The 25,705-nt window shown below is 65.4% G+C and carries 24 protein-coding genes; 12 read left to right on the plus strand and 12 right to left on the minus strand.

Features of this window, described 5'->3' with window-relative positions:
* Positions 1-43: 43 nt before the first annotated feature.
* The 8 genes from ACR9Y6_RS18720 to ACR9Y6_RS18755 form a co-directional block, all read right to left on the minus strand.
* Complete coding sequence (locus tag ACR9Y6_RS18720) at positions 44-988, minus strand: DedA family protein/thiosulfate sulfurtransferase GlpE (RefSeq protein WP_481282643.1); 945 nt, start codon at positions 986-988, stop codon at positions 44-46.
* Positions 989-1,067: 79 nt separating this feature from the next.
* Positions 1,068-2,456, minus strand: a complete 1,389-nt coding sequence (locus ACR9Y6_RS18725) for a sensor histidine kinase (RefSeq protein ID WP_481282644.1) — start codon at positions 2,454-2,456, stop codon at positions 1,068-1,070.
* A gap of 105 nt (positions 2,457-2,561) precedes the next feature.
* Positions 2,562-3,581 (minus strand): phosphate/phosphite/phosphonate ABC transporter substrate-binding protein, encoded by a 1,020-nt coding sequence (phnD, locus tag ACR9Y6_RS18730; RefSeq protein ID WP_481282645.1) that lies wholly within the window; start codon positions 3,579-3,581, stop codon positions 2,562-2,564.
* 73 nt (positions 3,582-3,654) lie between these two features.
* Positions 3,655-4,344 carry a LuxR C-terminal-related transcriptional regulator gene (locus ACR9Y6_RS18735; protein ID WP_481282646.1) on the minus strand — a complete coding sequence of 230 codons (690 nt, stop codon included), beginning with the start codon at positions 4,342-4,344 and terminating at the stop codon, positions 3,655-3,657.
* Positions 4,345-4,432: 88 nt separating this feature from the next.
* On the minus strand, positions 4,433-6,343 hold the full coding sequence (locus tag ACR9Y6_RS18740; RefSeq protein ID WP_481282647.1) for an ATP-binding response regulator: 1,911 nt from the start codon (positions 6,341-6,343) through the stop codon (positions 4,433-4,435).
* Between the two features lie 71 nt (positions 6,344-6,414).
* On the minus strand, positions 6,415-7,119 hold the full coding sequence (locus ACR9Y6_RS18745; protein WP_481282648.1) for a TVP38/TMEM64 family protein: 705 nt from the start codon (positions 7,117-7,119) through the stop codon (positions 6,415-6,417).
* Positions 7,120-7,135: 16 nt separating this feature from the next.
* Positions 7,136-7,693, minus strand: coding sequence for a nucleoside deaminase (locus ACR9Y6_RS18750; protein ID WP_481282649.1), 558 nt, complete (start codon positions 7,691-7,693; stop codon positions 7,136-7,138).
* A complete protein-coding gene (locus tag ACR9Y6_RS18755; protein ID WP_481282650.1) occupies positions 7,693-9,420 on the minus strand; it encodes a glutamine--tRNA ligase/YqeY domain fusion protein in 1,728 nt (575 codons plus the stop codon). Before ACR9Y6_RS18755 ends, ACR9Y6_RS18750 begins: the two co-directional genes overlap by 1 nt.
* Positions 9,421-9,521: 101 nt before the next feature.
* On the opposite strand from ACR9Y6_RS18755, the gene ACR9Y6_RS18760 reads away from it, so the two are divergent.
* Positions 9,522-9,791 carry a putative signal transducing protein gene (locus tag ACR9Y6_RS18760; RefSeq protein ID WP_481282651.1) on the plus strand — a complete coding sequence of 90 codons (270 nt, stop codon included), beginning with the start codon at positions 9,522-9,524 and terminating at the stop codon, positions 9,789-9,791.
* A gap of 28 nt (positions 9,792-9,819) precedes the next feature.
* Positions 9,820-10,338, plus strand: coding sequence for an adenine phosphoribosyltransferase (locus ACR9Y6_RS18765; RefSeq protein ID WP_481282652.1), 519 nt, complete (start codon positions 9,820-9,822; stop codon positions 10,336-10,338).
* A 10-nt stretch (positions 10,339-10,348) separates the two neighbouring features.
* Here ACR9Y6_RS18765 and ACR9Y6_RS18770 read toward each other — a convergent pair whose 3' ends face one another.
* Both ACR9Y6_RS18770 and oxyR read right to left on the minus strand, forming a co-directional pair.
* A complete protein-coding gene (locus ACR9Y6_RS18770; protein WP_481282653.1) occupies positions 10,349-10,942 on the minus strand; it encodes a hypothetical protein in 594 nt (197 codons plus the stop codon).
* Between the two features lie 13 nt (positions 10,943-10,955).
* The gene (oxyR, locus tag ACR9Y6_RS18775; protein ID WP_481282654.1) at positions 10,956-11,915 is read right to left on the minus strand and encodes a DNA-binding transcriptional regulator OxyR; all 960 of its coding nucleotides are present in this window, start codon (positions 11,913-11,915) and stop codon (positions 10,956-10,958) included.
* Between the two features lie 156 nt (positions 11,916-12,071).
* Between oxyR and ACR9Y6_RS18780 the strand changes: the two genes are divergently transcribed.
* From ACR9Y6_RS18780 to ACR9Y6_RS18810, 7 genes are all read left to right on the plus strand, one after another.
* Positions 12,072-12,620 (plus strand): peroxiredoxin, encoded by a 549-nt coding sequence (locus ACR9Y6_RS18780; protein ID WP_429199263.1) that lies wholly within the window; start codon positions 12,072-12,074, stop codon positions 12,618-12,620.
* 190 nt (positions 12,621-12,810) lie between these two features.
* Positions 12,811-13,353, plus strand: coding sequence for a carboxymuconolactone decarboxylase family protein (locus tag ACR9Y6_RS18785; RefSeq protein WP_481282655.1), 543 nt, complete (start codon positions 12,811-12,813; stop codon positions 13,351-13,353).
* Between the two features lie 161 nt (positions 13,354-13,514).
* Entirely contained in the window at positions 13,515-13,874 is a 360-nt protein-coding gene (locus tag ACR9Y6_RS18790) for a DUF1428 domain-containing protein (RefSeq protein ID WP_481282656.1), read from the plus strand.
* A gap of 97 nt (positions 13,875-13,971) precedes the next feature.
* Positions 13,972-16,653 (plus strand): M1 family metallopeptidase, encoded by a 2,682-nt coding sequence (locus ACR9Y6_RS18795; protein WP_481282657.1) that lies wholly within the window; start codon positions 13,972-13,974, stop codon positions 16,651-16,653.
* 183 nt (positions 16,654-16,836) lie between these two features.
* Positions 16,837-17,733 (plus strand): RHS repeat domain-containing protein, encoded by an 897-nt coding sequence (locus ACR9Y6_RS18800; protein WP_481282658.1) that lies wholly within the window; start codon positions 16,837-16,839, stop codon positions 17,731-17,733.
* Positions 17,733-18,290 (plus strand): hypothetical protein, encoded by a 558-nt coding sequence (locus ACR9Y6_RS18805; RefSeq protein WP_481282659.1) that lies wholly within the window; start codon positions 17,733-17,735, stop codon positions 18,288-18,290. The genes ACR9Y6_RS18800 and ACR9Y6_RS18805 overlap by 1 nt, the downstream gene beginning before the upstream one ends.
* A 39-nt stretch (positions 18,291-18,329) precedes the next feature.
* A complete protein-coding gene (locus tag ACR9Y6_RS18810) occupies positions 18,330-19,346 on the plus strand; it encodes a LacI family DNA-binding transcriptional regulator (protein WP_481282660.1) in 1,017 nt (338 codons plus the stop codon).
* A gap of 10 nt (positions 19,347-19,356) precedes the next feature.
* Here the strand turns inward: ACR9Y6_RS18810 and ACR9Y6_RS18815 are convergent, their stop codons facing one another.
* Positions 19,357-20,475, minus strand: coding sequence for a Gfo/Idh/MocA family protein (locus tag ACR9Y6_RS18815; RefSeq protein ID WP_481282661.1), 1,119 nt, complete (start codon positions 20,473-20,475; stop codon positions 19,357-19,359).
* Between the two features lie 139 nt (positions 20,476-20,614).
* On the opposite strand from ACR9Y6_RS18815, the gene ACR9Y6_RS18820 reads away from it, so the two are divergent.
* Complete coding sequence (locus tag ACR9Y6_RS18820) at positions 20,615-21,517, plus strand: phytanoyl-CoA dioxygenase family protein (protein WP_481282662.1); 903 nt, start codon at positions 20,615-20,617, stop codon at positions 21,515-21,517.
* A 102-nt stretch (positions 21,518-21,619) separates the two neighbouring features.
* On the opposite strand, the gene ACR9Y6_RS18825 is transcribed toward ACR9Y6_RS18820, so the two are convergent.
* Positions 21,620-22,480 (minus strand): alpha/beta hydrolase, encoded by an 861-nt coding sequence (locus ACR9Y6_RS18825; RefSeq protein ID WP_481282663.1) that lies wholly within the window; start codon positions 22,478-22,480, stop codon positions 21,620-21,622.
* Between the two features lie 38 nt (positions 22,481-22,518).
* Here ACR9Y6_RS18825 and prmC point away from each other — a divergent pair, with 38 nt between their 5' ends.
* A complete protein-coding gene (gene prmC, locus ACR9Y6_RS18830; protein WP_481282664.1) occupies positions 22,519-23,364 on the plus strand; it encodes a peptide chain release factor N(5)-glutamine methyltransferase in 846 nt (281 codons plus the stop codon).
* 388 nt (positions 23,365-23,752) lie between these two features.
* Positions 23,753-25,705: hypothetical protein (locus tag ACR9Y6_RS18835; protein WP_481282665.1), on the plus strand; the 1,953-nt coding region annotated here is incomplete at its 3' end.

Below are 25,705 nucleotides of genomic sequence, written 5' to 3' on the forward strand. Positions count from 1 at the left end.
TACGGTGCGGGCCCGGGTGGCACAACCCGAAGGCGCGGCCGGTTCAGGTCGTGAGCACGATGGCCTCGACGTCCCGGCCGGCCTCGCGCCAGGCGCCCAGGCCGCCGGTGAGGGGGCGGACGTTCGAGAAGCCCAGCTTGCTCAGCCGCTCCGCCACCCTCGCCGCGGACACTTCATTCGGGCACGAGCAGTAGATGACCACCGCGCTGTGCCGGGGCAGCGTCGCCAGTTCCTGGTCGGCGGTGGCGAGGTCGAACAGGCGCGAACCGGGGATCACGTAGGGATCGTCGCGGCGGCTCATCGCCGAGCGGACGTCGACGATCAGGGCGCCGGGTTCGTTCGCGAGCAAGATCGAGAGCTCGTCGACGCTGATGCGGCTCTTGCGCAGGCGCGAAAGCAGCAGCGCGCGGCGCAGGTAGCGGAAACCGATCCACAGCAGCAGGCCGATGACGGCGACGGTCGCCAGGCCCAGGCCGAACTGCCGCAATGCCGCCAGCACGGCGTCGATCTGGCGGTAGAACAGCATGCCGGCCGACAGGCCCACCGACACCCACAGCGCCGCGCCGAGCAGGTCGTACACCGTGAAGCGGACGAAGCGCGTGTCGCCAGCCCCGGCGATCGGAATGGCCACCAGCGACAGGCCGGGAATGAAGCGCGAGACCAGCAGCAACTTCACGCCGCGCTTCTCGAAGAAGCCGCTGGCGCGGCGGACGCAGGTATCGGGCGAGAGGGAGATGCGGCAGAGGCCGTCGAGCACGCGGTAACCGAAACGGCGGCCGGTCAGGAACCAGGCGGCATCGCCGAGGAAGGCGCCTGCCAGGGCGCCGAGGAAGGTGGCGATGATCAGCAGCGGATCGCGCGCGGCGACCAGCGTGCTGCCGACCACGATCAGGGTCGGCATGGCGGGTACCGGCAGGCCGATCGCGCCGGCGAACACGCCGAGGAACGCCACGAAGGGCGCCGTGTCCGACCAGTTGATGCTCGTCACGCCCGCGTTCCTCGAAAGGGTCCCAGTGCTCGCGCAACGATACGCTGGTTGCCTCTCCGACGACAGCGCCGGCAGGCGCTCAGTGCGCCGCGTGGCGTCCCAGCAAGGCGAACGTCTGTGCGGCCGGGCCCGCCGCGGCGCCGTCCAGTTCCACCCAGAAGAGGGTGCCGCGGCCCGGGCTGGACCGCACGCCGATTCGGCCGCCCAGCGTGTCCACGATGCGCCGGGCGACAGCCAGGGCGAGGCCGTAGCCGGGGTGCCCCGGCAATCGCGTGAATTCCTCGAAGACACGCGCCTGGAGCGTCGGCTCCAGGCCCATGCCGTTGTCGCGCACTTCGAGGCGGATCGTACTGCCGCGACGGCGCATCGCGACCAGGACCCGGCCGTTCGGCGTGCTCAGCACGGCGTTGCCGACCAGCCGGTGCAGCACGTCGCCGAACAGGGCCGGGTCGGTGCGCAGTGGCAGCCGGCCACCGCGCCAGCGCACGTCGACACCCAGTCGTGTCGCATCCACCTCGATGGCGGCGCGCTCGCGTACGAAGAGGTCGGAGGCGATCAGATCCGTCGACGCAGGCTCGATCGCGCCGGCGTCGAAGCGTGCCATCTCCAGCAGCCCGTCCAGCAGTTCGTTGAGCCGCATGAGGCTGCTGCGCATCTGCCCGAGCACGGCCCGCTGGCGCAGGTCCTCGCCCGGCTGCATGCCCGCCACGAACAAGGCCAGCGCCTGCAATGGCTGGCGGAAGTGATCGCCGATCTGCTCCACGAAGTGGGTGTGCCGGGCGATGTCCTGCAGGCGCTGGCGCAACGCGTCCGCCATGGCTTTGTCGTGGCGGGCACGCAAACCCACGAGTTCATCGAGCAGGCCGTCGATCGCGCGCAACGCATCGTCGCCGGGCGTCGCGGCCTGCGTGCCACGAGGATGCAGGAACTGGTCGATTCGTCCGCGCACCCGCTCGACCGGAACCACCACGTCCCGTTCCAGCGCGCGCCGCGTCACGAGGAAGACGGCCAACACGCCAACGCACAGCAACAGGGTCATCAGCACGCCGGCTAAACGCCGCTCATGCAATACGGTGGCATCCGACACCGTCTCGAGCTCGCCCTGCGAGGTGCTGGTCCATACGCGCAGCGGGCGTCCCGAGCCGACGCGGCGGCCGCTGTCGACGACGAGGTCGTCGTCGCCCTGGCGATGGAGCACGGCCTGCTGGGTGGGAGCGCTCCGCGAGAGGGCACGTGCCAGCGCGTCGCGTGTCGCGTCCTCGCTGGCCAGTGGGCCGACCGACGCGGCGATGCGTACCGCCTGGATGCGCGCCACGGCGTAGCTCTCGACACTCGTGGCGCGGAGGTGCAGCACGCCGAGGCTCACCGTCAGCGCCAGGGCGATAAGTGTCATCGGCAGCAATCCCTTGAGGATCAGCTGCCGTCGCAGTGGCGAGGGCCTGCCATACGGGTGCGGCGACGCAGTCATGGAGCGGCCTTGTTGCGCGGGGTCTCATGACGAATCTATGAAACGCGCGTTCGTCGCGCGATAGACAAGGGGAGCTAAACCAGCCGGCCTAGGCCGTTCGGCCTATCACTTGCCGCGCAAGCGCGCGACGAGCAGGTCGTGGTCGGCCTGGATCTTTCGGAAGCGCGCGGCACGTGCTGCCTCGCTCACCCACTGGGCCGTGGTGGCACGGCGCTTCTCCAGCGCGTACTCGATATCGGCAAAAGGAACCAGGTCCGCGTCGTCGGCGGGGGCGAAACCGCTGATGTCATGGATGAGCTTGAGGTTGGCTTCCTCGCGCACGGTATCCTTCCCCTTGCCATAGCCGGTGATGAACCTCGCCACCTTTTCCCGCAGCGCCACGGGCAGGTCGTTGCGGATGACGATCACCGCGTGCGGGATCAGCGACGACTTCCAGAGGATGCGCAAACGCGCGTACTGGTCGGGGAAGTGCTGCTGGAAACGTTCGAGGTCGGCCGTGTTGTTGGTGGCCACGTCGACCTCGCCGTTGGCCACCGCCAGCGCGTTGTTCTGGTGGTTGTCGATGTGCACGCTGGCGAAGAAGGTGTCCGAGTCTATCCCGCGCGGGGCGAACAGCTGTGTCTCCGGCACGAGGTAACCCGATACCGACAAGGCCTCGCCGCGCGCGAAGCGCCACTTGCCCGGACGCATGAAGAGCTCGTCCAGCGTGCGCAGGCGCGAGTCGGAAGCGACCAGCAGCACCGCGTAATATCCCTTCGAGCCATCGCCCCGGGTGAGTCGCCCGATCACCTGCATGTTCTGCCGGGACACGGCGTCCAGGGCCAGCCTGCCGGAAAGGAAGGCGATGTCGACGCGCTGTTCGGCGATCGCCTGCGCGATGCCTTCGTAGGTGGTGACGGATACCGCGCGGACGGGCCGGGCGATCGCCTTGCGAAGGTCGTCCAGCATGGGCCGCCATGCTTCCAGCGACTCGGCGGGGCCGCCGATGGGAAGGATGCCGAAGGTCAGCGGGGCATGGGGGTCGATGTCGCCCGGTGGGCTCGCGATGGCTGGCAGGACGCACAGGGCGCACGCCAGCACGGCGGCGAGCCATCCGCGTTTCCGCCGTGTCGCAGCGATCTCCACGCCTGCCCGCATCGCGCCTGCCCCGCGTTGTTCCGCCCAGCTTACGCCGGGCCGATGACGAATGGGCGTCTGTTCAGTCGCCCAGGTGCTGCGCCGCGACAAGGGCCTCGAGCCGGTTGCGCACGTGAAGCGCACGGAAGATCGCGGCGAGATGGATCTTGACGGTTCCCTCGCTGATGCCCAGTTCGCGCGCGATCAGCTTGTTCGGGCGGCCCTTCGCCAGCAGCTTGAGCACGTCGATCTGGCGGTCGGTCAGGACCGTGGCGAGGCGCTCCTTGGTCGAGAGCCCGTCGTTGTTGTTGGCCAGGGAGAACGTGGGCACGCCGCCCGCGGAAGCCGCCTTCATCGCTTCCGGCGGTACGTACACCCCGCCGCCGACGACGAGGCGCACGGCGTTGAGGATCACGTCGGGGGGCGACGATTTCGGGATGTATCCCTGTACGCCCAGGTCGAGCACGTGGCGGATCGACGAGGGGTCCTCGGTGCCCGACAGCACGATGACGGGACGCATGCGCGACGCGCCATCGTCGGTATCGGACTCGCGCAGGGCCGCCACCGCCTCCTTGATGTGCTCGACACCGTCCGCGCCGGGCATGGCCATGTCGATGAGCGCCACGTCGGGCGCGGGCTTCTGTGCAAGCTTGTCGCGAAGCTGGGCTACCGTTTCGGCCTCGATGAACTCCACGTCCGTGTCGAGTTCGCGAAGCTTGAGCTTCACGCCCTCGATGATGAGCCTATGATCGTCCGCGATCAGAACACGCATGCCTCTCCCTCCGCTCGCTTGGATCGCGAGCTCCCCGTTGTCCGGACCATAGCCCTACGGGCGTCCATGGGCAAGCAGGCCATCCGGCTCAGACGGCTGCATGATGGACAGTCCAGGCCGAAACCATTACCTCGTGCAGGCGCTCGGGAGATACCGGCTTGAACAGCACCTGCGTGGTCTGCTGGTCGATGTTGCGCAGGAATTCGCCGCGGGTTTCGCCGGTGATCAGCACCCGGGCGAACGGCGGCGGATCGCCCGGTCGACGGCGGTAGTAGCGATCGAGCAGGGCGATCACGTCCAGGCCCGTGCCTTCACGCAGGCGCAGGTCGGAAATCACGATGTCGGGCGGCTGCATCCACTGGTGCACGGCTTCCATCGCCTGCTGGGCATCCTCGGCGGTCATGACCTCGCAGCCCCAGCTGCCAAGGAGGTAGCTGATGCCCGCGAGGATGCTGGGCTCGTCGTCGATCACTAGGACGCGCATTCCGACGATGTCCCGCGGAATGCCGGGCTCCGGCGCGGCCACCGTCGTCGCCTCGACCGTGCCGGGCTGGACCTCGGGCAGGGTGATCGAGAAGACGGTCCCCTTGCCGGGCTTGGAGCGCACGGAAGCCCGTGTGCCGAGCAGGCCGGCCAGCCGCTGCACGGTGGACAGTCCCAATCCGAGTCCCCGCCGGGTGCCTTCCGGGCGGCCTGCCTCGGGGCCGCTTTCCACCCGGTAGAATTCGTCGAAAATGTGCTGCAGGTGATCCGGCCCGATGCCCAGGCCGGTATCCCACACGTCCACCCGCACACCGCCGTCGAGACGGCGCCGAGCCCCGACCAGCACGCCGCCGCAGCGCGTGTAGCGCAGCGCGTTGCTCACGAGGTTGTTGAGGATGCGCGCGAGCATCGTGCGGTCGGTGCGTACCCAGAGACCGGTGGTGCGTACCACCAGGCGAAGGTCGTGCTGCTCGGCCACCATGCGGAAGTTCACGCTCACCTCCTCGAACACCTCATCCAGCGGCACGTCGCGGATGATGGCCGGCATCGCTCCGGTTTCCAGGCGGGAGAGGTCGAGCAGTTCGCCGAACAGGTGGTCGAGCGATTCCACGCACTCCTGGATGTGCGCGATACGGTTGAGGCGCACGGGGTCGTATTCATCCACGGCGAGGCCGGAAGAGAACAGCGTGAGTGCGTAAAGCGGCTGGCGCAGGTCGTGGGACGCGGCGGCCAGGAAACGCGCCTTGGCGACGCTGGCCGCCTCCAGGGCGGCGTTCTTTCGTGCGAGTTCCTCGGTGGCGGTGGCGATTTCGCGCTCCATGCCGATCTGCGCGTGCAACAACTTCGAGGCGGCGCCGTTGAAGCCGCGTTGCAGGTCGCCGATCTCGGTGTCGTCGGTGACCGGCACGACCACGGTACGATCGCCCAGGCCCAGCTGGCGCACCGCGATCGCCAGGTTGCGCAAGGGCGCGCTCAACCAGCGGGCCGTCGACCAGCCGATGGTGACCGCGATCAGCAGGCTGAGCGCCAGCCAGACCAGGGCGTTGTGCACGCTGGCGCGTTGCGCGGCGACGGCATCCTCCACGCTCACATCCACGGTGACGGAACCGACCACGCGATGGGACGCGGGATCGAGTACTTCGCGCGCCACGGTCAGGCCGTCGTCATCGTTGCCGATCGAACCGTTCACCCGATCGGCGATGATCTCGCCGTCGCGATCGCTGATCCGTACCCGGGATACCTGCGGCAACTGCACGATGGATTGCGCGATGCGGCCGATCTCGCGGCGCTCGCCGGTGCGCAAGGCCTCCCCGGAGACGGTCGCCGCCTGCTGCGCGATGGCATCCGCCGTGGAGCGGCCCATTTCGTGAAGGGTGTCCATCTGGTGGCGCGTCAGCAAGGTGACCAGGAGAATCGCGCTGATCGCGGTCGGCACGAGGGCGACGCAGGTCAGGCGCTGCACCAGCGAGGTGCGGCGCCAGACCTTTTCCAGCCATGGAGCGGATACATCACGCATGCGATTCCCCAGGCACCACCCATCCCCGGCGGCGCGAGACTACAGCCTAGCGCAGATCGCGCGGAGCGGCGTCAGCCCTTCCGGCCTAGCCGTGCGCTTACCGCCTTCACGAGCACAGGGAGGATCGTGAGCAGCGTGAAGGCGGCCAGGGGCAGCAGGATCCGGGTATTCAGGAAGCTGGCGGCGGTCACCGGCGCGCCGCTGCCGAAGGTCTCGCCCAGGCCGGCGCCGACCGAGCTTTCCACGAACAGCGATACGGTGCCGCCCAGCCAGGTCGCGCCCACGAACAGCCACAGCGGGCAGCGAAGCCATGCCAGCGCCACCGTCATGGCACCGAGCGGGACGATGGGAATGAAGCGCAGGGCGAGCGTGTAGGTGACAGGGTGGTTGGCGAAGCCGTCGCGCAGGCGTCTTGCCAACCGCGGCGGTTCGCGCCGGCCGGTGCCGAACGCGTAGCGACTGGCGAGATAGAGCACCAGCGAGCCGAGGACCAGGGCCACCGACGACAAGGCGGTGCCTTCCACGGCGCCGAACAGCAAGCCGCCCGCCAGTACGATCACGATCGTGCCGGGCACGCCGGTGGCGATGGCGAGGGTCAGTACGCCAGCGTAGGCAAGACGGGACGTGAGTGGATGCGCGGCGATCGTCGCGCGCAGCAGCCCTTCTTCCGCGAGCAGATGGTGGGGATCGAAGCGGTCCAGTACGCCGCTGGCGAGCAGGACCGCTCCCGCGATCAGCAGCAGGCACAGCGGCAGCGCGGTGCGCCAGCGCTTCACCGGGTGCGGCTCGCGATCAATATGCGGCGCCCGATTCGCCGTAGCGGCGCAGCACCTCGCGTGCACTGTCGCGGCGGATGTCGCGGCGTACGGCGATGCCGCGCCGTTCGAGTTCGCCGATCCAGTCGGACGGCAGCGGGCCCTCGTCGAAGGGCGTGAGCTCCTCGACGTCCTCGGCACGGGCGCCGATCAACAGTGCATCGATGCCGGCCCATACGGTAGCGCCGTAGCACTGGCAGCATGGCTGTGAACTGGTGGCCAGCACGAAGCGGCCGCCGTCCTCGTTGAGCCGGAAGCGTTGCAGGCGTTGCTGCGCGGTCATGTACGCCATCATCTCGGCGTGGGCGACCGAACAGGCATGCGGTACGACCCGGTTCACGCCCACGGCGACGATGCGGTCGCTCCCGTCGAACACCGCCGCGCCGAATGGCCCGCCGGTGGCGAGATCGACGTTGCGCGCCGATAGCTCGATGGCGAGGCCGACCTTGGCCTCGTCGTCCGGATAGGCCAGCGACGTATCCACCGCCTCGTGCACCCAGGCAGGCAGGGTGAGATGGACCTGCGCGTACAACATCAGCCTTGCTTCGCCCAGGAATCGCGCAGCGTCACCACGCGGTTGAAGACAGGGGCGTCGTGCGTGTGGTCGTGCATGTCGGCGACGAAGTAACCCAGGCGTTCGAATTGCACGCGGTCCTCCCGCGTCGCCGCCGCCGCCGCGGGTTCGACATAGCCGTGGACCACGCGGCGCGAGTGCGGATTGAGGTGGTCCTTGTACGTCTTGCCATCGCTGTCGTCGTCCGGATCGGTGACGTCGAACAGGCGGTCGTACAGGCGCACCACGGCAGGCACGGCGTCGCGTGCGCTCACCCAGTGGATGGTGCCCTTCACCTTGCGGTCGGCGCCGGGCATGCCGCTGCGCGTGTCGAGGTCGAGCGTGCAGCGCAGTTCGACGATCTCGCCCGTGGCGTCCTTGATCACTTCATCGCAGCGCACGATACCGACGCCGCGCAGGCGCACCTCGCCTTCCGGCTTCAGGCGGTGGAAGCCCTTCGGCGGCACTTCGGCGAAGTCGTCGCGTTCGATCCAGAGCTCGCGCGAGAAGGGCACGCTGCGCGTGCCGAACGACTCGTCCTTCGGATGGTTGGGAAAGGTGAGCGTTTCGGCGTGTGCCTCGTCGAGGTTGGTGATGACGAGCTTTACCGGATCGATCACGGCGAGCCGGCGTGGCGCCGTACCGTCGAGATCGTCGCGCACGGCGCCTTCGAGCACGCTCATGTCGATGGTGCTGTTCTGCTTGCTGACGCCGATGCGTTCCCAGAACAGGCGGATGCCGGCGGCGGTGAAGCCGCGCCGGCGCACGCCCGCGATGGTGGGCATGCGCGGATCGTCCCAGCCATCGACCAGGTTCTCCGACACCAGCGTGATCAGCTTGCGCTTGCTCATCACCGTGTAGTTGAGGTTGCCGCGCGAGAACTCGATCTGGCGTGGCTTGCTCGGCGCCGTGGGCAGGCCCGCCTTGACCAGCGGTTCCCATAGTTCCGGATCGTTTGCCAGGTCGACCTTGTCGACGCACCAGTCGTACAGCGGCCGGTGATCCTCGAACTCCAGGGTGCACAGTGAATGCGTGATGCCTTCCAGCGCGTCGGACAGCGAATGCGCGAAGTCGTACATCGGGTAGATCGGCCAGGCATCGCCGGTGTTCTGGTGGTGCACCTTGCGGACGCGGTACAGGGCGGGGTCGCGCAGGTTGATGTTGCCCGAGGCCATGTCGATCTTCGCGCGAAGGGTCTTGCTGCCGTCGGCGAACTCGCCCGAGCGCATGCGCTGGAACAGGTCGAGGTTTTCCTCGATCGAACGGTCGCGGTAGGGCGAGTTGCGGCCCGGCTCGGTGAGCGTGCCGCGGTACTCGCGCACTTCCTCGGCGCTGAGATCGTCCACGTAGGCCACGCCCAGGCGGATCAGCTTCAGCGCGGAGCGATAGAACACCTCGAAGTAATCCGAGGCATGGCGAAGCTCGGCCCACTCGAAACCCAGCCATTTCACGTCGCGCTGGATCGCGTCGACGTATTCGACGTCTTCCTTCGAGGGGTTGGTGTCGTCGAAGCGCAGGTTGCAGGTACCGGCGAATTCGGCGGCCAGCCCGAAGTTCAGGCAGATCGACTTGGCGTGGCCCAGGTGCAGGTAGCCGTTCGGTTCGGGCGGGAACCGTGTATGGATGACCGCATGCTTGCCGGAGGCCAGGTCGTCGCGGACGATCTGGCGGATGAAGTGCTGCTGCAGGACGGGTGTTTCGGTCGACATCGCGAGGGACTCGGAGGCTGGGGCGCGGCAAACGTCCGAGTTTACCTTTCTTGCGCGCCGGGCGCTTGCCGTGGACTCGGTCGGCGGGGTAGCTTGCAGCCATGCGTATCGCCTACCACGCCGAATCCCTGATCGATGCCCACCTGGTGAAGGATGCGCTCGAGCGGGCGGAGATTCCGGCCTTCATCGCGGGCGAGTTCCTCACCGGCGCCGTCGGCCAGCTGCCGGCCCGCGATTTCCTCGCCGTGATGGTTCCGGAGGCCGCCGCCGAGGCGGCCGAAGGCATCGTTCGCGCGATCGACGCTCAATTGGCCGAGGCGCGTGCCGCGGCCGCCGACGACGACTTCGATGCGGTTACCCTTCCCGCCTGAGTCGCTCGCGCCACCCTCCAGGATTTTCATGCAGGCCATTTTCGATCTCGTCCGCGACGTGCCGGACTTTCCAAGCCCGGGCATCATGTTCAAGGACATCACGCCCCTCCTCGCCGACGCTTCCGCCTTCGGCGCCTGCATCGACGCCTTGTGCGAACCGTGGCGGGGGCAGGGCGTGGGCGCCGTCTGCGGGATCGAATCGCGCGGGTTCATTTTCGGCGCGGCCATGGCCCGGGCGCTCGGGGCGGGTTTCGTTCCCTTACGCAAGTCCGGCAAGCTGCCACCGCCGGTTGTGGGCGTGGATTACGGCCTCGAGTACGGGATGGACCGGCTGGAGATCGGCTCGCAGGCGCTCGCGCCAGGCGAGCGGGTGATCGTCGTGGACGATGTCCTCGCCACCGGGGGCACCCTGGAGGCGGGGCGTCGTCTCGTGGAACGCCTGGGCGCGGAGGTGGTCGGCGCCAGCGTGGTGATCGAACTCGGCGGCCTGAACGGCCGGTCCAGGTGGCCCCTGCCGTTGCCATTGCACGCGTTGATGACGTACTGACCGGAAGCCGTCAGCGTGCTTCGTGGATGTCTTCCACCAGCACGATCTCGCAGCCGCCCGCGCCGGTGTCCTCGCGGGTGAGCGAGGTGTCCCAGTGCCAGCCATCGTCGCGCTTCACGTCGACGAGAAACCCCTCGAACTGGATCAGCTCGCCCGGACGCACATTGCGCAATTCCCGCGCGATGGTGTCGTTGGCGGGGATCATGTGCATGTTCGCGCTGGAATCCTCGATCTCGTGACGCGGGATCGGGTAATTGTCCGTGTACCAGTAATAGAAGCGGTTCGATTGCGAGATACGGATACGGTCCAGCACCGAACTGTCGGACATGCGCCCCCAGCCCATGGCCAGGTCGGTGGGCGCGATCGGCGAGAGGTCGTCGAGCTGGTAGTCCTCGCGCGAAAGTACGCGGCCGGTCATGGCGAAGGTCGCCCGGGGCTTCAACGTGAAGTGCCCGCGCGTCAATGTGACGCCGGCTCCGAGGTCTTCCTGGCTGGGTACGCCGTCGACCAGCACCCCCGGCGCGTTATGTACCGGACGATGCTGCCACCAGGAATACGCGCCCCAGCCGCAAAGCAGGAGCAGGACGACAAGCCATACGCGCATGCAACCGGAACCGTCAGGGGGATGGACTGGCAACGGCCGGCGCGCCGTCCGGTTGACCCGCCGCGAAGCCACGGGTGTTGAACAGTTCGGCTGGCACGTCGCGGATGATCGCCGCCAGCGCCTCGAAGAAGGGCGTCATGGCCGAGCTTTTCCGCCAGAGCATGGCGATGCGCCGGCTCGGTGCGGGGGCTTCGAATTCGATCAGGTTCACGTTCGGCGACTGCGCGACGGGCGGCTTCACCGCCAGGGCGGGGAGCAGGGTGATGCCGACGTTGGCCGAGACCATCTGCCGCAGCGTCTCCAGGCTGGTGGCACGAAAACCCGATTTCTCGCCCGCGCCGGCGAGGTGGCAGACCTCCAGCGCCTGGTCGCGGAGGCAGTGCCCGTCCTCTAGCAGCAGGAGGTTCTGCTCGGCGAGATCGTCCATGCGCAGCGAGGCGCGCGACGCCAGCTCGTGGCCGCTCGGGACCGCGAGCACGAACGGCTCCTCGAAAAGGAATTCCACGTGCAGCGAATCGTCGTGGACAGGCAGGGCGAGGATGCCGGCGTCGAGGGTGCCTTCGCGCAACATGTGCAGCACTTGTTCCGTTTTCTCCTCGCGCAGCAACAGCTCCAGGCGTGGGAAACGCGTCCGCAGGTGGGGGACGACGTGAGGCAACAGGTAGGGCCCGAGGGTCGGGAAGATGCCGAGCCGTATCGTGCCCGATTCCGGATCGCGGGTGCGCTGAGCGATCGACTTGATCTCATCGATCTGTGAGAGCACGCCCCGCGCCCTGCGGGCGATTTCACGTCCCGTTTCCGTAAGCAGGACTTTACGCGGGGTACGTTCCACCAGCGCAACGCCCAGTTCGTCCTCGAGCTTGCGGATCTGGGTCGACAACGTGGGCTGGCTGACGAAGCTGGCTTCAGCCGCGCGGCCGAAATGACGGTATTCCGCCAGGGCGACGAGGTAAGACAAGTCACGCAGGTTCATGGCGACGGACCCCGGGGTGTTCGCAATAGCCTTAGCCTATCACATTGATGCCTACAATCGATTTGGAATATGTGTGGGCAGGCGGCTAAGCTTGCGTTTCAGTCGCGTCACCAAGCGCGCGAAGAGTTCACCCAACCCTCAATGGAGAGTCGAAAGATGCTGAGCATTGGCGATAAGTTCCCCCAGTTCAACCTCAAGGCCGTGGCCGGCGGCCCGCTCGCCAACAAGATCGAAGACGCGTTCGTCGACGTGACGGACAAGTCTTACGAGGGCAAGTGGAAGCTGGTCTTCTCTTACCCGAAGGACTTCACCTTCGTCTGCCCGACCGAGATCAAGGGCTTCAGCGACCTGAACGAGAAGTTCGCCGACCGTGACTGCCAGATCCTGGCCGTGTCGACCGACTCCGAGTTCGTCCACCGCGCCTGGCGCATGGACCATGCCGACCTGAAGGACCTGTCGTTCCCGATGCTGGCGGACATCAAGAAGGAACTGTGCTCGGCCCTGGGCATCCTGACCGATGAAGGCGTCGCCCAGCGTGCGACCTTCCTGGTCGACCCGAACAACGAGATCCAGTTCGTCTATGTGACGGCAGGCTCGGTTGGCCGCAACCCGGACGAAGTGCTGCGTGTGCTCGACGCGCTGCAGACGGACGAGCTGTGCGCCTGCAACTGGAAGGCTGGCGACGAGACCCTCAAGGTCGCCTGAGCCCCAGCGGTCGTAAGTCCCGCGCCGCTACCTCCCCCTCCCCCCGCGGCGCGGGCAGCCCCGGAGGCGGTGAAGTGATCTTCACCGCCTCTTTTTTCAGACACGCGTCCCCCGCGTGTTCCGCGTGAACCGGTGCCTTAGGCGCCGAGCCATTCCGCGCCCCTTTCCCTCATCAAGACAAGGTGCATCCATGAGCGTCGCCGATCTGCGCAGCAAGCTTCCCGAATACGCCAAGGACCTCAAGCTCAACCTCGACTCCGTGTTGAGCGAAGCGGGCGCCCCCGGCCTCAACCTGGCCCAGATCTCGATGGTCGCCCTGGGCTCGGCGTACGCCGCCCGTTACAAGCCGCTGACCGAGGCGATCGCCGCGTTCGCCGCCGAGCATGCGTCGGCCGAACAGCTGGCCGCCGCCAAGGGCTCGGCCGCGATCATGGGCATGAACAACATCTACTACCGCTTCCAGCACCTGGTCAGCCACCCGGAATACGCCACGATCCCGGCGAAGCTCCGCATGAACGTGATCGGTGCCTACAAGGGCGACGCGAAGAACGACTTCGAACTCGTCTCGCTGGCCGTCTCCGCCGTCAATGGCTGCGGCATGTGCATCGACTCGCATGACAAGGTGCTGCGCGATGGCGGCATCAGCGTGCAGGCGATCCAGAGCGCCGTGCGCATCGCCTCGGTGATCCACGGCGTGGCCGTGGTGCTCGAGCAGGCCGAAGCCGCGGGCTGATCCTCGCCGTTCCACGAATCGTCCCAGCCAGGGATCGGGTTCACCCCGGTCGGATCGGCCTGGTGGGAGCCGGCCCTGTCGGTGAAAGGCCGCGTCTTAACGCGGCCTTTCTTCATTCTGGAGGACTCTCCCCGCACATCCACACGCGGGGAGGGGTTCCAATGAGCTACGTCGATGGTTTCGTGCTGCCGGTTCCGGTGGACCGGTTGGCCGAGTATAAGAAGATGGCCCGCAAGGCGGGCAAGATATGGATGGAGCATGGCGCGCTGGCCTATAGCGAGTGCGTCGCGGATGACGTGAAGCCGGGGAAATCCACGTCCTTCCCGCAATCGGTCAAGCTGAAGCCCGGGGAGACCGTGGTGTTCTCGTGGGTCGTTTACAACAACCGCCGGGATCGCGACCGCATCATGAAGAAAGTCATGGAAGATCCGAGGCTTGCGGAGTTCATGGACCCCAAGACCCTGCCCTTCGACGGCAAGCGGATGTTCTGGGGCGGGTTCAAGCCCATCGTCGAGTTCTGACGCGGCGCAGCGAAACAGGGGGTGCCTTCTGGCACTGTGTCAGAGGTCACCCTCTTCGCACGATGGATGGATCACCCACAGGGGAGTCCCACCCGCCATGCGTCGTTTCGTCCGCCCTCTCGTTCTCACCGCGCTCGCCGCCTGCTGTGGTGCCGCGTTCGCCGCCACCACGGACGCGCCGCCCCTCGGCCATCTGCCTACCTGGGCCCAGCCGGAATCCTACAAGCTCTCGTTCAAGGTCGACCCGAAGCAGGAGACCTACGCGGGTTCCTCGACGATCAAGATCAAGCTGAGCCAGCCGTCCGATTTCCTCTGGCTGCACGGCAAGGAGCTGAAGGTCTCGAAGGTCACCGTGACCGATGCCGCGGGCAAGAAGCACGCCGGCAAATACACCGTGGCCGCCGAGAAGGAAGGTGTCGTCCGCGTCGACCTCGGGGCCAAGCTGGAGGGTGAGATCACCCTCGCGATCGAATTCACCGCACCGCTGAACAAGCAGTTGCAGGGCCTGTACAAGGTCTCGCACGAGGGCGTTCCCTATGCGATGACGCAGATGGAGCCGGTGTCGGCGCGCTACGCGTTCCCGGGCTTCGACGAGCCGTCGTTCAAGGTGCCGTTCGACATCAGCCTGACCATCCCCGCCGACGACCAGGGCGTGGCCAATACCGCGCAGGTCAAGGAGGAGAAGGCGGGCGCAGGCTGGAAGACGCTGACCTTCTCGACCACCAAGCCGCTGCCGACCTACCTCGTCGCGTTCGCGGTAGGTCCGTGGGACGTGGTGAAGGGGCCGGATATCACGCCGACGGAATTCCGTTCCACCCCGACGCCGTTGCGCGGTATCGCCGCCAAGGGCGAAGGCCACCGCTTGCAGCACGTGCTGGGTGAAACCAACTCGATCATCCACACGCTCGAGGACTACTACGGTTTCGGCTATCCGTACGACAAGCTCGACCTGCTTGCGGCACCCGACTTCAGCGCGGGTGCGATGGAGAACGCCGGCCTGGTCACCTTCCGTGACTGGCTGCTGCTCATCGATCCCGACTCGGCCGCGCAGTACGTGCGTGGCTCGTTCAACGTCAACGCGCACGAGCTGGCCCACCAGTGGACCGGCGACACCGTGACCATGGCCTGGTGGGACGACCTCTGGCTCAACGAGGCCTTCGCCACCTGGATGCAGCAGAAGGTCACCACCAAGGTGCACCCGGAATACCGCGCCGATCTCGATCGCGTGCGCGGCGCGCAGGGCGCGATGAACAACGACAGCCTGGTCAGCGCGCGCAAGATCCGCCAGCCGATCACGGGCAACGGCGACATCGAGACCGCGTTCGACGGCATCACGTACCAGAAGGGCGCGGCGGTCCTCGGCATGTTCGAGGGGTATGTGACCGATCCGGTGTTCCAGAAGGGCATGCGTGCCTATATCCAGAAGCACAAGTTCGCCAACGCGACGGCCGACGACCTGATCGATTCGATCGCCGAGGCCGCTGGTCAGGGCGATGCCTTCAAGAAGGCCTTCCGCAGCTTCCTCGACCAGTCCGGCGTGCCCTACGTCAGCACCGAAGTGAAGACCGAGGGCGGCAAGACCGTGCTGCACCTGTCGCAGAGCCGCTACCTGCCGCTGGGCAGCACCGGCGACGCCAGCCGTGTCTGGGGCGTGCCGATGTGCGTGCGTTACGGCACCACCGGCGGCGCGAACAAGGTGAAGTGCGAACTGCTCGACAAGGCCACCGGCACCATGGTGCTGGACGATGCGGCGAAGAACACGTGGGTGCTGCCGAACGCCGACGGCCGTGGGTACTACCGCTTCGCGCAGAGCAAGGCCGACCTGGCCGCGCTGTCGAAGGTGGTGGGTACGCTCAGCGACGCGGAGCAGCTGGCTTATGCCGACGCCGTGCGCGCGGGCTTCCAGCACGGTGACCTGGATGCGGGCGACGTGCTGGCCGCGTTCAAGCCGCTGACGTCGTCGAAGACCCGCGAGGTGTTCACTGCGCCGCTCATGACCTTCAACTGGATACTCAACAACGAAGCCACCACGGATGCGCAGCGCACGCGCCTGCGCAAGTGGGCGACCGACGCGTACCTGCCGAAGCTCAAGGAGCTGGGCTACAAGAAGAAGGCGGGCGAGCCGGATAACGACACCATCACCCGCACGGCACTCGCCGGCTTCCTGGCCGACGACGATATCGCCCAGCCGGAAGTTCGCGCTGAAATGCTGAAGCAGGGCGACGCCGCACTGAAGGTGAAGGATGGCCGCCTGGACCTTGAAGCGGCCGATTCGGACCTGCTCGCCGACGCCCTGGGCGTGGCGGTGCAGGAACGCGGCGCGCCCGCGGTCGACGCGCTCATCGCCGAGATCCCGAAGACCTCCGACCCGGCGAAGCGGAATGCGATGTTGTCGGCGCTGGCATCCACCAAGGATCCGGCACTGGCCAACAAGGTCCGTGACTTCGCGCTCGGCAAGGACGTGAAGGTGGGCGAGATGGCCATGGTGCTGCGTGGCGGCCGTGACTCCGAAGCGACGCGTGCCGACCTGTGGAAGTGGTTCGTGGCCAACTACGACAAGATCGTGGCGCGCACGGGCAGCTTCGCGGGTGGCCAGCTACCGGGTCTCGCCGGTGGCGGCGGTTGCTCGAAGGCCGAAGCCGATCGCCTGAGCGAGTTCTTCAAGCCGCGCCTGGGCCAGGTCAGCGGCGCCGAGCGCGGGCTGGCGCAGACCAGCGAGCAGATCCTGCTCTGCTCGGCGCAGAAGGCCAAGCAGGATCCGAAGGCGATCCTGCGCTGATCCAGCGCATGTTTGAGTGACGACGAGCCGGGCGAGCGATCGCCCGGCTTTTTTTGGTTGGCACTGATCGTTTCGGGGCGGTGCCAGTGATGGCTACTTGACGGCGAAGGTTTGAACTAGTGATCCTGCGTCAAGGGGCACTGAAGGGGGATGAGTATGAGGCGGAACGGTTCACCAAGAACGGTGGCATGGCTGCATATGATTGGCAGCTTGCTTTTGTTGTTCTTCTCGAACTCCGTATTAGCCGCGAAGTCCGTTACGTACTTTTATACGGACTCAAGTGGCAATGTACTCGCTACAACGGACGCCTCAGGGAATGTGATTGCTGCGAGCGACTATCATTCATTTGGGGCCATGGCGCTTGGGCAAGAATTGGGGGGCGCATCATTCGCAGGCCATTACCGTGACATTGAGGCCGGCCTTGTCTATATGCAGGCTCGCTATTACGACAGCGAAACCTCACGCTTTACGAGTCTGGATCCCGTAAAGCCCCGTCCTGGGGACATCTTCAATTTCAACCGACAGTCATATGCCAACAATAATCCATATAGGTATGTGGACCCGGACGGTAGGCAAGTTTTCGGTAGCGCCGAAGTCGCGAATGGAAAATACATGTCGCCGGAAGAATCTAGCTACTTTCTAGAGTCGACGCTGTGTGGATGTGATCCGGATTGGAGGCCGCCGCCTGGAAGTGGGGCTGTTCAAACCGTCGTCACACCGTTCGAGTTCGGGCTTGCCAAGGCCGCCATCCGGTCGGCCGACTTAGCTCTCAATGCCACCAGGGCGATAATTCCTACGGAAGAGGCACAGCTAACGCGGATACTGGTCGAGCGAGGGGCGACGCGTAACAGTCCAGGACAGATCCGTACTTCAGCTTCGCCTCTGACCGCACAAAAAAATCTAGCAGCGAACGGATTCGTTCGCACTACGAGCAAAGATGGAAACGTGGTAATGCTGAGCAAGGACGGGACGAAATACACATTCTACGATAAGGCTTCATCCACCGGTGGAGCTTCTGCATCGGTGCAGGTTGATGGGCAGGTGGTGGTAAAGATTCGCTTCAATGAGAAGCTAGATTAATGAATATGTCGGACCTCAAGAGACGTCTTGCGCAATGTATCCGCTGGGGACGCAGCTTTCCGGAGGATGTCTTTTCACGCGAAGGTTGGTCGCACCATTATTTTTTTGAAACGTCCATCCTCGGACGAAATGATATCGCGCAAGAACTGGATAGACTTCTGGTGTCTCCGGCGTCACGCGAAATTGTTGTATCGGTAGGCCACGAAAGGGATGGTAGCTTTGATGAGCTCTATGCCGAAGTGACGACGTGGATTTCTCGCGGTGAGCATCCCTTTAGCGGTGCGGGCGCGAAGGGCTATCGTGCAAACATGCCAACCGGGACTTGGGATGGCCTGATAGTCGCTTCGTCCATGGATGGTCATTGGATTCTGTTCGAAGATCCTGCGGAGCCCATCGGCATGTTAGCTACGACAGATTCGCTAGCCACGTTGGTTCCTGACCCGGATCTGGTCTTCGACGTGAGGCGGTTCCTGGAATTGATAGATGCACCATCGTTTGGGTTGACAGAGACAGCAAAGCGGACCTTTCGGGCAACCTACGCGGACGAGACGTGGTAGCGCACCGCCCGAGCGTCGGGTTGAGCTAACCTAGCTGACATGAGCCCTAGGTCTACCTCGTCAGATCTTCGACCGCGCGTCACCGCGCGCGATGTCGCGGAAGCCGCGGGTGTGTCGATCTCGGCGGTGTCGCGAACATTCACCGAGGGGGCGAGTGTCTCCGCGAAGACACGCGAACGCGTGCTCGAGGCCGCCGCCGCTCTTGGCTATCGCCCCAACCATCTTGCCCGCAGCCTCATGACCGGCCGCACCGAGCTCATCGGGCTGGTGTCCAATCATTTCGGGAACCCGGCGTTCATGGAGGTCTTCGACCTCTTCACGCGCGAACTGCAGGCCCGCGGCTTGCGCCCGCTTCTGGCCAACCTCGGCGAGGACGAAGACGGCACTTCCGCCCTCGACATGTTGCGCCAATACAACGTCGACGCCGTGATCATCGCCACCTCGGCGCCGCCAGCGGGATTCGCCGCGTCGTGCCGTGGGGCGGGCCTGCCCGCGATGCATGTGTTCGGCCGGGCGGGGCGCTCGTCGCCGGTGCCCGTGGCGACGGTGGACAACGTGGCCGGCGGACGGCAGGTCGCGGAGGCCATGCGCCGGCGCGGGCTGCGCCGGCTGGCTTTCCTGGGTGGCTCGGCGCACGACGCTTCCACCATCGACCGGAACAAGGGATTTGCGGAGGCGGCCGGGAAATTGCTACGCGAGACCATCCATGCCGGCAATTACACGCATGAACACGGCCGCTTGGCCATGCACACGTTGCTCGATCGCGATGACACGCTGGACGGCGTGTTTTGTGGCGACGACGTCCTGGCCCTGGGCGCGATGGATGCCTGCCGCGAGCGTGGCGTGGCGATCCCGGAGGACGTCAGCATCGTCGGTTTCGACGACATGCCGCTGGCGGCCTGGGCCTCCTATTCGCTGACGACGGTACGCCAGCCCATTCGCGAGATGGTGCTGTACGCCATTGAACGTATCGTGGCCTGGATGGACGACCCGGCCGCCGTACCGCGCAACAAGTTGTTTCCCTGCGAACTGGTGAAACGGGGAAGCCTCCGGTGAGCGGCCGGCGTCACGGCGACACCCAGCGCCTTTCGCGATTCGACAGCAACGCCGCGGCGATCACCTTGTCCACCTCGTACCCGTCGCGGAATGTCGGCCACACCGATTCGCCGGTGGTCACCGCATGCAGAAAATCCCGCGCTTCGATCACGATCTGCTCGTTGTAGCCGGTGCCGTGGCCGACACCCTGGTTGAAGGCGAGATAATCCGGATGCGCCGGCCCCATCAACAGTTTCTGGAATCCTCTTCGCGCCGGTTCGCGCGAGGCGTCGTATAGCCACAGGGCGTTCTGGTCTTCCTGGTCGAAGGCGATGGCGCCGCGCGTGCCGGTGATCCGGTAGGTGTAACCCATCTTCCTGCCCGCGGCCATGCGGCTGAAGCTGATGCTTCCTGTGGCGCCGTTGGCGAACCGGAGCAGCATCTGGCCTTGGTCGTCGTTCTCCACGGCTTCGGGTCCGTGCGGTCCATCGCGACGTGGCTGCACGATGGTCATATCGGCCACCAGGCTTTCGATCGGGCCCACGAGGCGCAGGCACGCGTTGACGATGTGGGTGGCGACGTCGCCCAGCGCGCCGGCTTCGGATCCGGTCGCGATTCGGGTTCGCCAGGAAGCGGGAAGGGCAGGGTCGTGCAAATAGTCCTCGACATGCTCGGCCGTGACCTGGATCACCTCGCCGATCTCACCCGACGCGATGATCTGTCGCGCCAATTGGCTGGCGGGCGTGCGGATGTAATTGAAGCCCACCATGTTGGGCATGCGGGCACGTTCCACGGCCTCGGTCATGGCCAGCGATTCCCCGGCGTTCATGCCCAGCGGCTTTTCGCAGAACACCGGTTTCCGTGCCGCGACGCAGGCCATCACCATCGGATGGTGGGTACGTGGCGGTGTCGCGATGACCACGATATCCACTTGGGGATCGTCGACCAGGTCGCGCCAGTCCCCCGTGGAACGGGCCCATCCCCAGCGCCTGGCGACGTCGGCGGCGCCTTCCTCGGTCGAGGTGGCGATCATCTCGCATACAGGGCGGCGGCCCGGCTCGAACAGGGCGCCCACGCTCTGGTAAGCCACGGTGTGCGCTTTCCCCATATAGCCGGCGCCGATCAGGCCGACGCGTAGCTGGCTCTTCATGGGCAGGGATCCTGGCCGAGGTCCATCGACTCTACGTATGTTGCGGCGCAATTTGCAAGCGCTTGCAAAACGGCCTAGCGTAAAGGCATACCTCGTCACCGTCCCCTTGCCACGCCGCCTGAAACGGCAGGAGTCATGCATGACCGCCTCCGCGCAAATCCTCCCCCGTCCCTCGGCCCCCCTTCGGGTCTTCACTCCCGACAGCCTGGACACCGGCGCCATCGTCGACGAACTCCTCGACGGCCACGGCGCTGTCGTCCTGCGCGGCCTGTTCACGCCTGCGGAAATCGCCGAGGCGCGGGCGATCGTCATGCGCGAGTCGGACGCCGACGAAAACGGCGGCAAGGTGACCCATTTCCAGGGCGACGCCGAGCGGGCGGGGCGCATCAACCTGCAACGCCGCGTCTGGAACCTGCTGGCGAAAGGCGACATCTTTTCCCACATGGCGGCGCATCCGGCGATCATGCAGGTCATGCGCGCCTTCATCGGCAGCGAGTTCATCATGGGTTCGATCGCGGCCAACCGCATCCTTCCCGGAGGCCCCGGCCAGGAGCCGCATATCGATTATCCCTACTGGGACTTCCACTCCCCGGCCACGCATCCGGTACGGATCAACGCGAGCTTCCCGCTCAATGCGCAGGCGACGATCATGCTCGATCCTTTCACGGAGGAAACCGGCGCGACCGCGTTCGTGCCGGGATCGCAGCGCGAGCTGCGCTACCCGGATGAGGGCGATCGTTTCTTCGACCGTTGCGAGCGCATGCTTGGCGAATCCGGCGACACCGTGATCTTCTTTGGCGCGGTCTGGCATTGCGCGATGCCGAATCGAAGCGGCATCGACCGCTCGGCGATCATCACGCAATACCTGCCGAAATTCGTGAAACCCATGGAGAACATGCCGGCGGCGCTGCCAGAGGCGTTCGTGAAGAACGCGAGCGCGGACATCCGCCAGTTGCTCGGGCTCGATTATCCCTATCCTGAAATTCTGGATGCGGCGCGCGGAGGCAATGCGGAAGGCCGCGACGTGATGAAGGCGCGCTAGGGACAGGTGGGAGCCGACCCTGTCGGCGATCCCGCGGCAGCGGGCCAGATTACGGCAAGCACCCATCGCCGACAGGGTCGGCTCCCACCCGGATTCACTACATCAATGGAAAGCGGCACCTGCATGGCGATGGATGAATGCCATCGTGTCGCGTAGGACCGGTGCCTTGTCCTTCAGTGGCCCGAAGGCCAGCAGCAGTTGTTCGTGCCCCACGTTCGGATAGAGCTTCAACTCCACGGATTCGCCCTGCGATCGATACCGTCCCTCGAACGACACCGCTTCCGCCGGCGATACGATGGTGTCGTTCTCACCCTGTAGCAGCAGGGCCGGCGGTTCGTCCCCGTCGACGAAGTTGATCGGCTGCGACCGTGCTTGCTCCTCCGGGCCATGACCGAAGATGTCGTAAAACTCGGGCTCGTCGAAGGGGATGAAGTCATAGGTGCCGGCGACGCCGATGAAGCCGGCGAGGTCGCGCGGCTTCATGCCCACCGCCGCGAGCCACTGCTTGTCGGTGGCCAGCATGGCGGCGATCTGTCCCCCGGACGAGTGCCCCATGACGAACAGGTGTGCCGCATCGCCACCAAAACCGGCCGCGTGATCGCGCGCCCATCGCACGGCTCCGGCAGCGTCACGGAGGAAACCTTCCATGCGTGCCTTCGGCCACGGGCGCACGTCGGCGACGATCGCGACGACGCCCTGGGCCGCGAGGGCCTCGCCCATCCAGCGAAACCATTGGCGCTTGCCGGTCATCCAGCTGCCGCCGTAGAAGTAGACGACCACCGGTGCGTGCGATGCATCGGCGGGGCTGTACACGTCCAGTGCGAGGGCGTTTGCCGGGTCGAACACGATATCGCGATGCGACGCGATGCCCGTCGACGATTGCCGCGCGTTGACGGCGCCGAAGAACGTGGCGTGGCATCCGGCAAGGAGCAGGGCCGCGAAGAGCAGGGGAAGCAAGCGCATGGCGGCATTGTAGGCGGGCGGACCGCTAGAATCGTGGCATGACCGATATCCGCACGATCCTGCGCCAGGCCTCCGATATCCTGGGCGACCGTCTCGAAGCCGAACTGTTGCTGGCGCACGCGCTGGGCGTGGGTCGCGCATGGTTTTTCGCGCACGCGGAGGATGCCCCCGATGCCGATGGCATACGGCGTTTCGATGCCCTCGTGCGGCGGCGGGCTGCGGGCGAACCCATCGCCTACATCACCGGGACGCGTGACTTCTGGTCGCTTACGCTCGAAGTCACGCCCGCGACGCTGATCCCCCGCCCGGAAACGGAACGGCTGGTGGAACTGGCGCTCGAACGGTTGCCGGCGGGTGGCGGCGTGGTCGATCTAGGCACGGGTAGTGGCGCCATCGCGCTGGCCATCGCCAAGGAGCGGCCGGATGCCGCCGTGGTCGCGGTGGACGTCAGCCCCGCCGCGCTGGACGTGGCGCGGCGTAACGCGCGACGGCTCGGGCTGGAGCGCGTGGAGTTCGTGCAGGGCGACTGGTTCGCGCCGCTGGAAGGCCGACGTTTCGACCTCGTCGTCAGCAACCCGCCCTATATCGAGGCGGACGATCGTCACCTGGGCGAAGGTGATCTGCGGTTCGAACCGGCATCGGCGCTGGCTTCCGGCGCGGATGGCCTGGACGACATCCGGCGCATCGCGTCCGACGCGTGCGCACATCTCCTGCCCGGTGGGGCCGTCCTGGTCGAGCACGGCTGGAACCAGGGCGATGCGGTCAGACGGATTTTGAGGAAGGTGGGCTTCGTCGACGACTTCACGACGAAGGATCTGGAGAACCGTGATCGCGTCTCCGGTGCCGTTCTCAGGTTTCACGACGTCGCTCATCCAGCGGCATAAGCCGCGTGTCCAACCTCGTGTCCCCCTGCCGCGGGTTATGCCGCGGCAGGGGGACCAACCATGGTGCGTTCGTTCGCAATTTCCTATTGACGATTGCGCAAGAAGTTGCGTAACGTTTCCAAGTCCATCGACCCGGGGGTCGATGTCTCAGGGGAAACGGAATGTTCGATAGTATCTTGCCGCGCCGGATGGCGCCTTTTCATGTCGTCGTCGCTCGATACCCAGCTCCATTCGGAAGCCGGTAACTCACTGAACCAACGAAGTTGAGGCGTGTGTCGGGAGCAATTCCGTCAGCGTGTATCCCGACGTTCGCCTTCTGAAATCCTGTCGTTGCGTTGGTCATTGACTGGCCGGCGCCTCCGCTTGCGCGCGCTGGGGAACATGGAACATGTCGAAGTCGATGGCCTACTGGTCGGGGTGGCTTGCACTTGTTGCGGCCGTGTATGCGGCTGATGCATCAGCGCAGGCAAGCAACACCACGCCCGAAGAGGAATACCGGAAGCTGATCCGGGTCAACGAGGATATCCAGCCCCTGGGCGAAACACCGTTCGGCGAAAACGTCAGTTTGTATGATGGACGCCTGAGCTTCTCCAGTACCGACATTTCGCTTAGCGGTACGGGTCCTTCGATCCAGATCAATCGCACCTTCCAGATCGAAAACTATGGCGATCTCGACCGCCTCAAGGACAATGCGTTCGGCGACTGGGACATGGAGGTGCCACGCATCACCACCATCGCCGCGACCCAGCAGAATGTGCAGGGTTGGATGGTACTCGGACAATATCCGAAACAGATTTGCACCCATTTCGGTCCGCCTCCCGGGGTCAACGGGGTGCCCGGCGACGCCTATCGCCACTCATGGCAGCCTCAAGACTGGTGGCACGGCTACCAGCTGGTCGTTCCCGGCGCCGGTTCGCAGGATCTATTGGCTCGGAGTAGCTATTACACGTTGACCCCGCAAGTCGGGAGCAGCGTGTTTCCGGCGATCACCAAACAGAACTGGCAGGTGGGTTGCCTTGCCCAGGCCGTGAACGACAGCACCCGCGAAGCCTTCCTGGTGGTGTCTCCCGATGGTACGCAGTACCGCTTCGATTACCTCGCCACGCGATGGGCCGCCATCTTGTCGCGCCCCATCGATACCTTCAGCACGTCGCTTCGCGCGTCGGGTTCCGATGCCGTGTTCAGCCCCATGGCAGCTGCTGAACAGGATGACCTATATAGGCAGGAAGCCTCGATGCTGGTGACTCGCGTGACCGATCGTTTCGGTAACTGGGTCAACTACAGCTACGACGCCGGAAAACTGACCGTCATCGATGCAAGCGACGGAAGAAAAGTGAATTTCGCGTACGACGCGAATACGCGGCGTGTGCACACGATCACCGTGCAAGCTGGATCGGCCAGTCCGCGAACCTGGACGTATAACTATACGATCGGCGATTTCGGCATTCCGACCCTTACGTCGATTACTCAACCGGATGGTTCGTCATGGCAGTTCAACATGGCGGCTATATCGGCACACTCCGGCCCCAATTTCGTCAACAGCAATTCGAGTTCATGCAGCGTCCTGAGTCCGCCGACGAACGTGCAGGAGTTTACGGGGACGATCACCCATCCTTCGGGTTTGACGGGTACGTTCGTGGTCAAGCCCACGCGCCGTGGCCGCTCGTACGTCACCAAGAATTGCTTCGGTGGCATGGTCGGCGATCCCGACAGTGGCTCGGCATTGATGCCCAACGCGTGGTACGTCACTTCGATCGTCTCCAAGACATTTACAGGCGCCGGCATGCCTGCCAGGCGCTGGGACTTCCAACTCTCCCCGAGCAACGAAAGTTGGGAGCAAGACTGTTCATCGGGTTGCCAGTCCACCGTGTGGACCGACACGATAGCGCCTGACGGGAACACGACACGCTCGGTTTTCAGCAATCGCGCTGACAAGACAGAAAGCCGGCTACTCAGCACGACCTTGTATGCGGGTGCGGCGGGAGGCACGTCCGTTCTTACGGAATGGGATGAATATGCCGAGCCGACACAGGGTCCGTTCCCTCCCTTCGTCGGCGAGGAATTGCAGAAGCGCGTCAATACCGATCAAACGGAACGTTGGATGCCGGTGCGCAAGCATGTGCGCGTGCAGGACGGTAATACCTTCACTTCGGAGGTGGCTGAATTCGACGTTTTCGCGCAAGCGGTTCGTACCCGGCGTTCGAACGATGTGCCAGGGCAGGTGCTCGTAGACGAACGAACGGATTTCTTGAACGATACCGCGCGTTGGGTACTCGGTCTCCCGTTGAGAACCTACAACTACACGGCTAACAACCAAGCGGGTGAGGAAGTCAGCCGCAAC

The organism is Luteibacter sp. TLI7-4A (genome assembly GCF_056754745.1).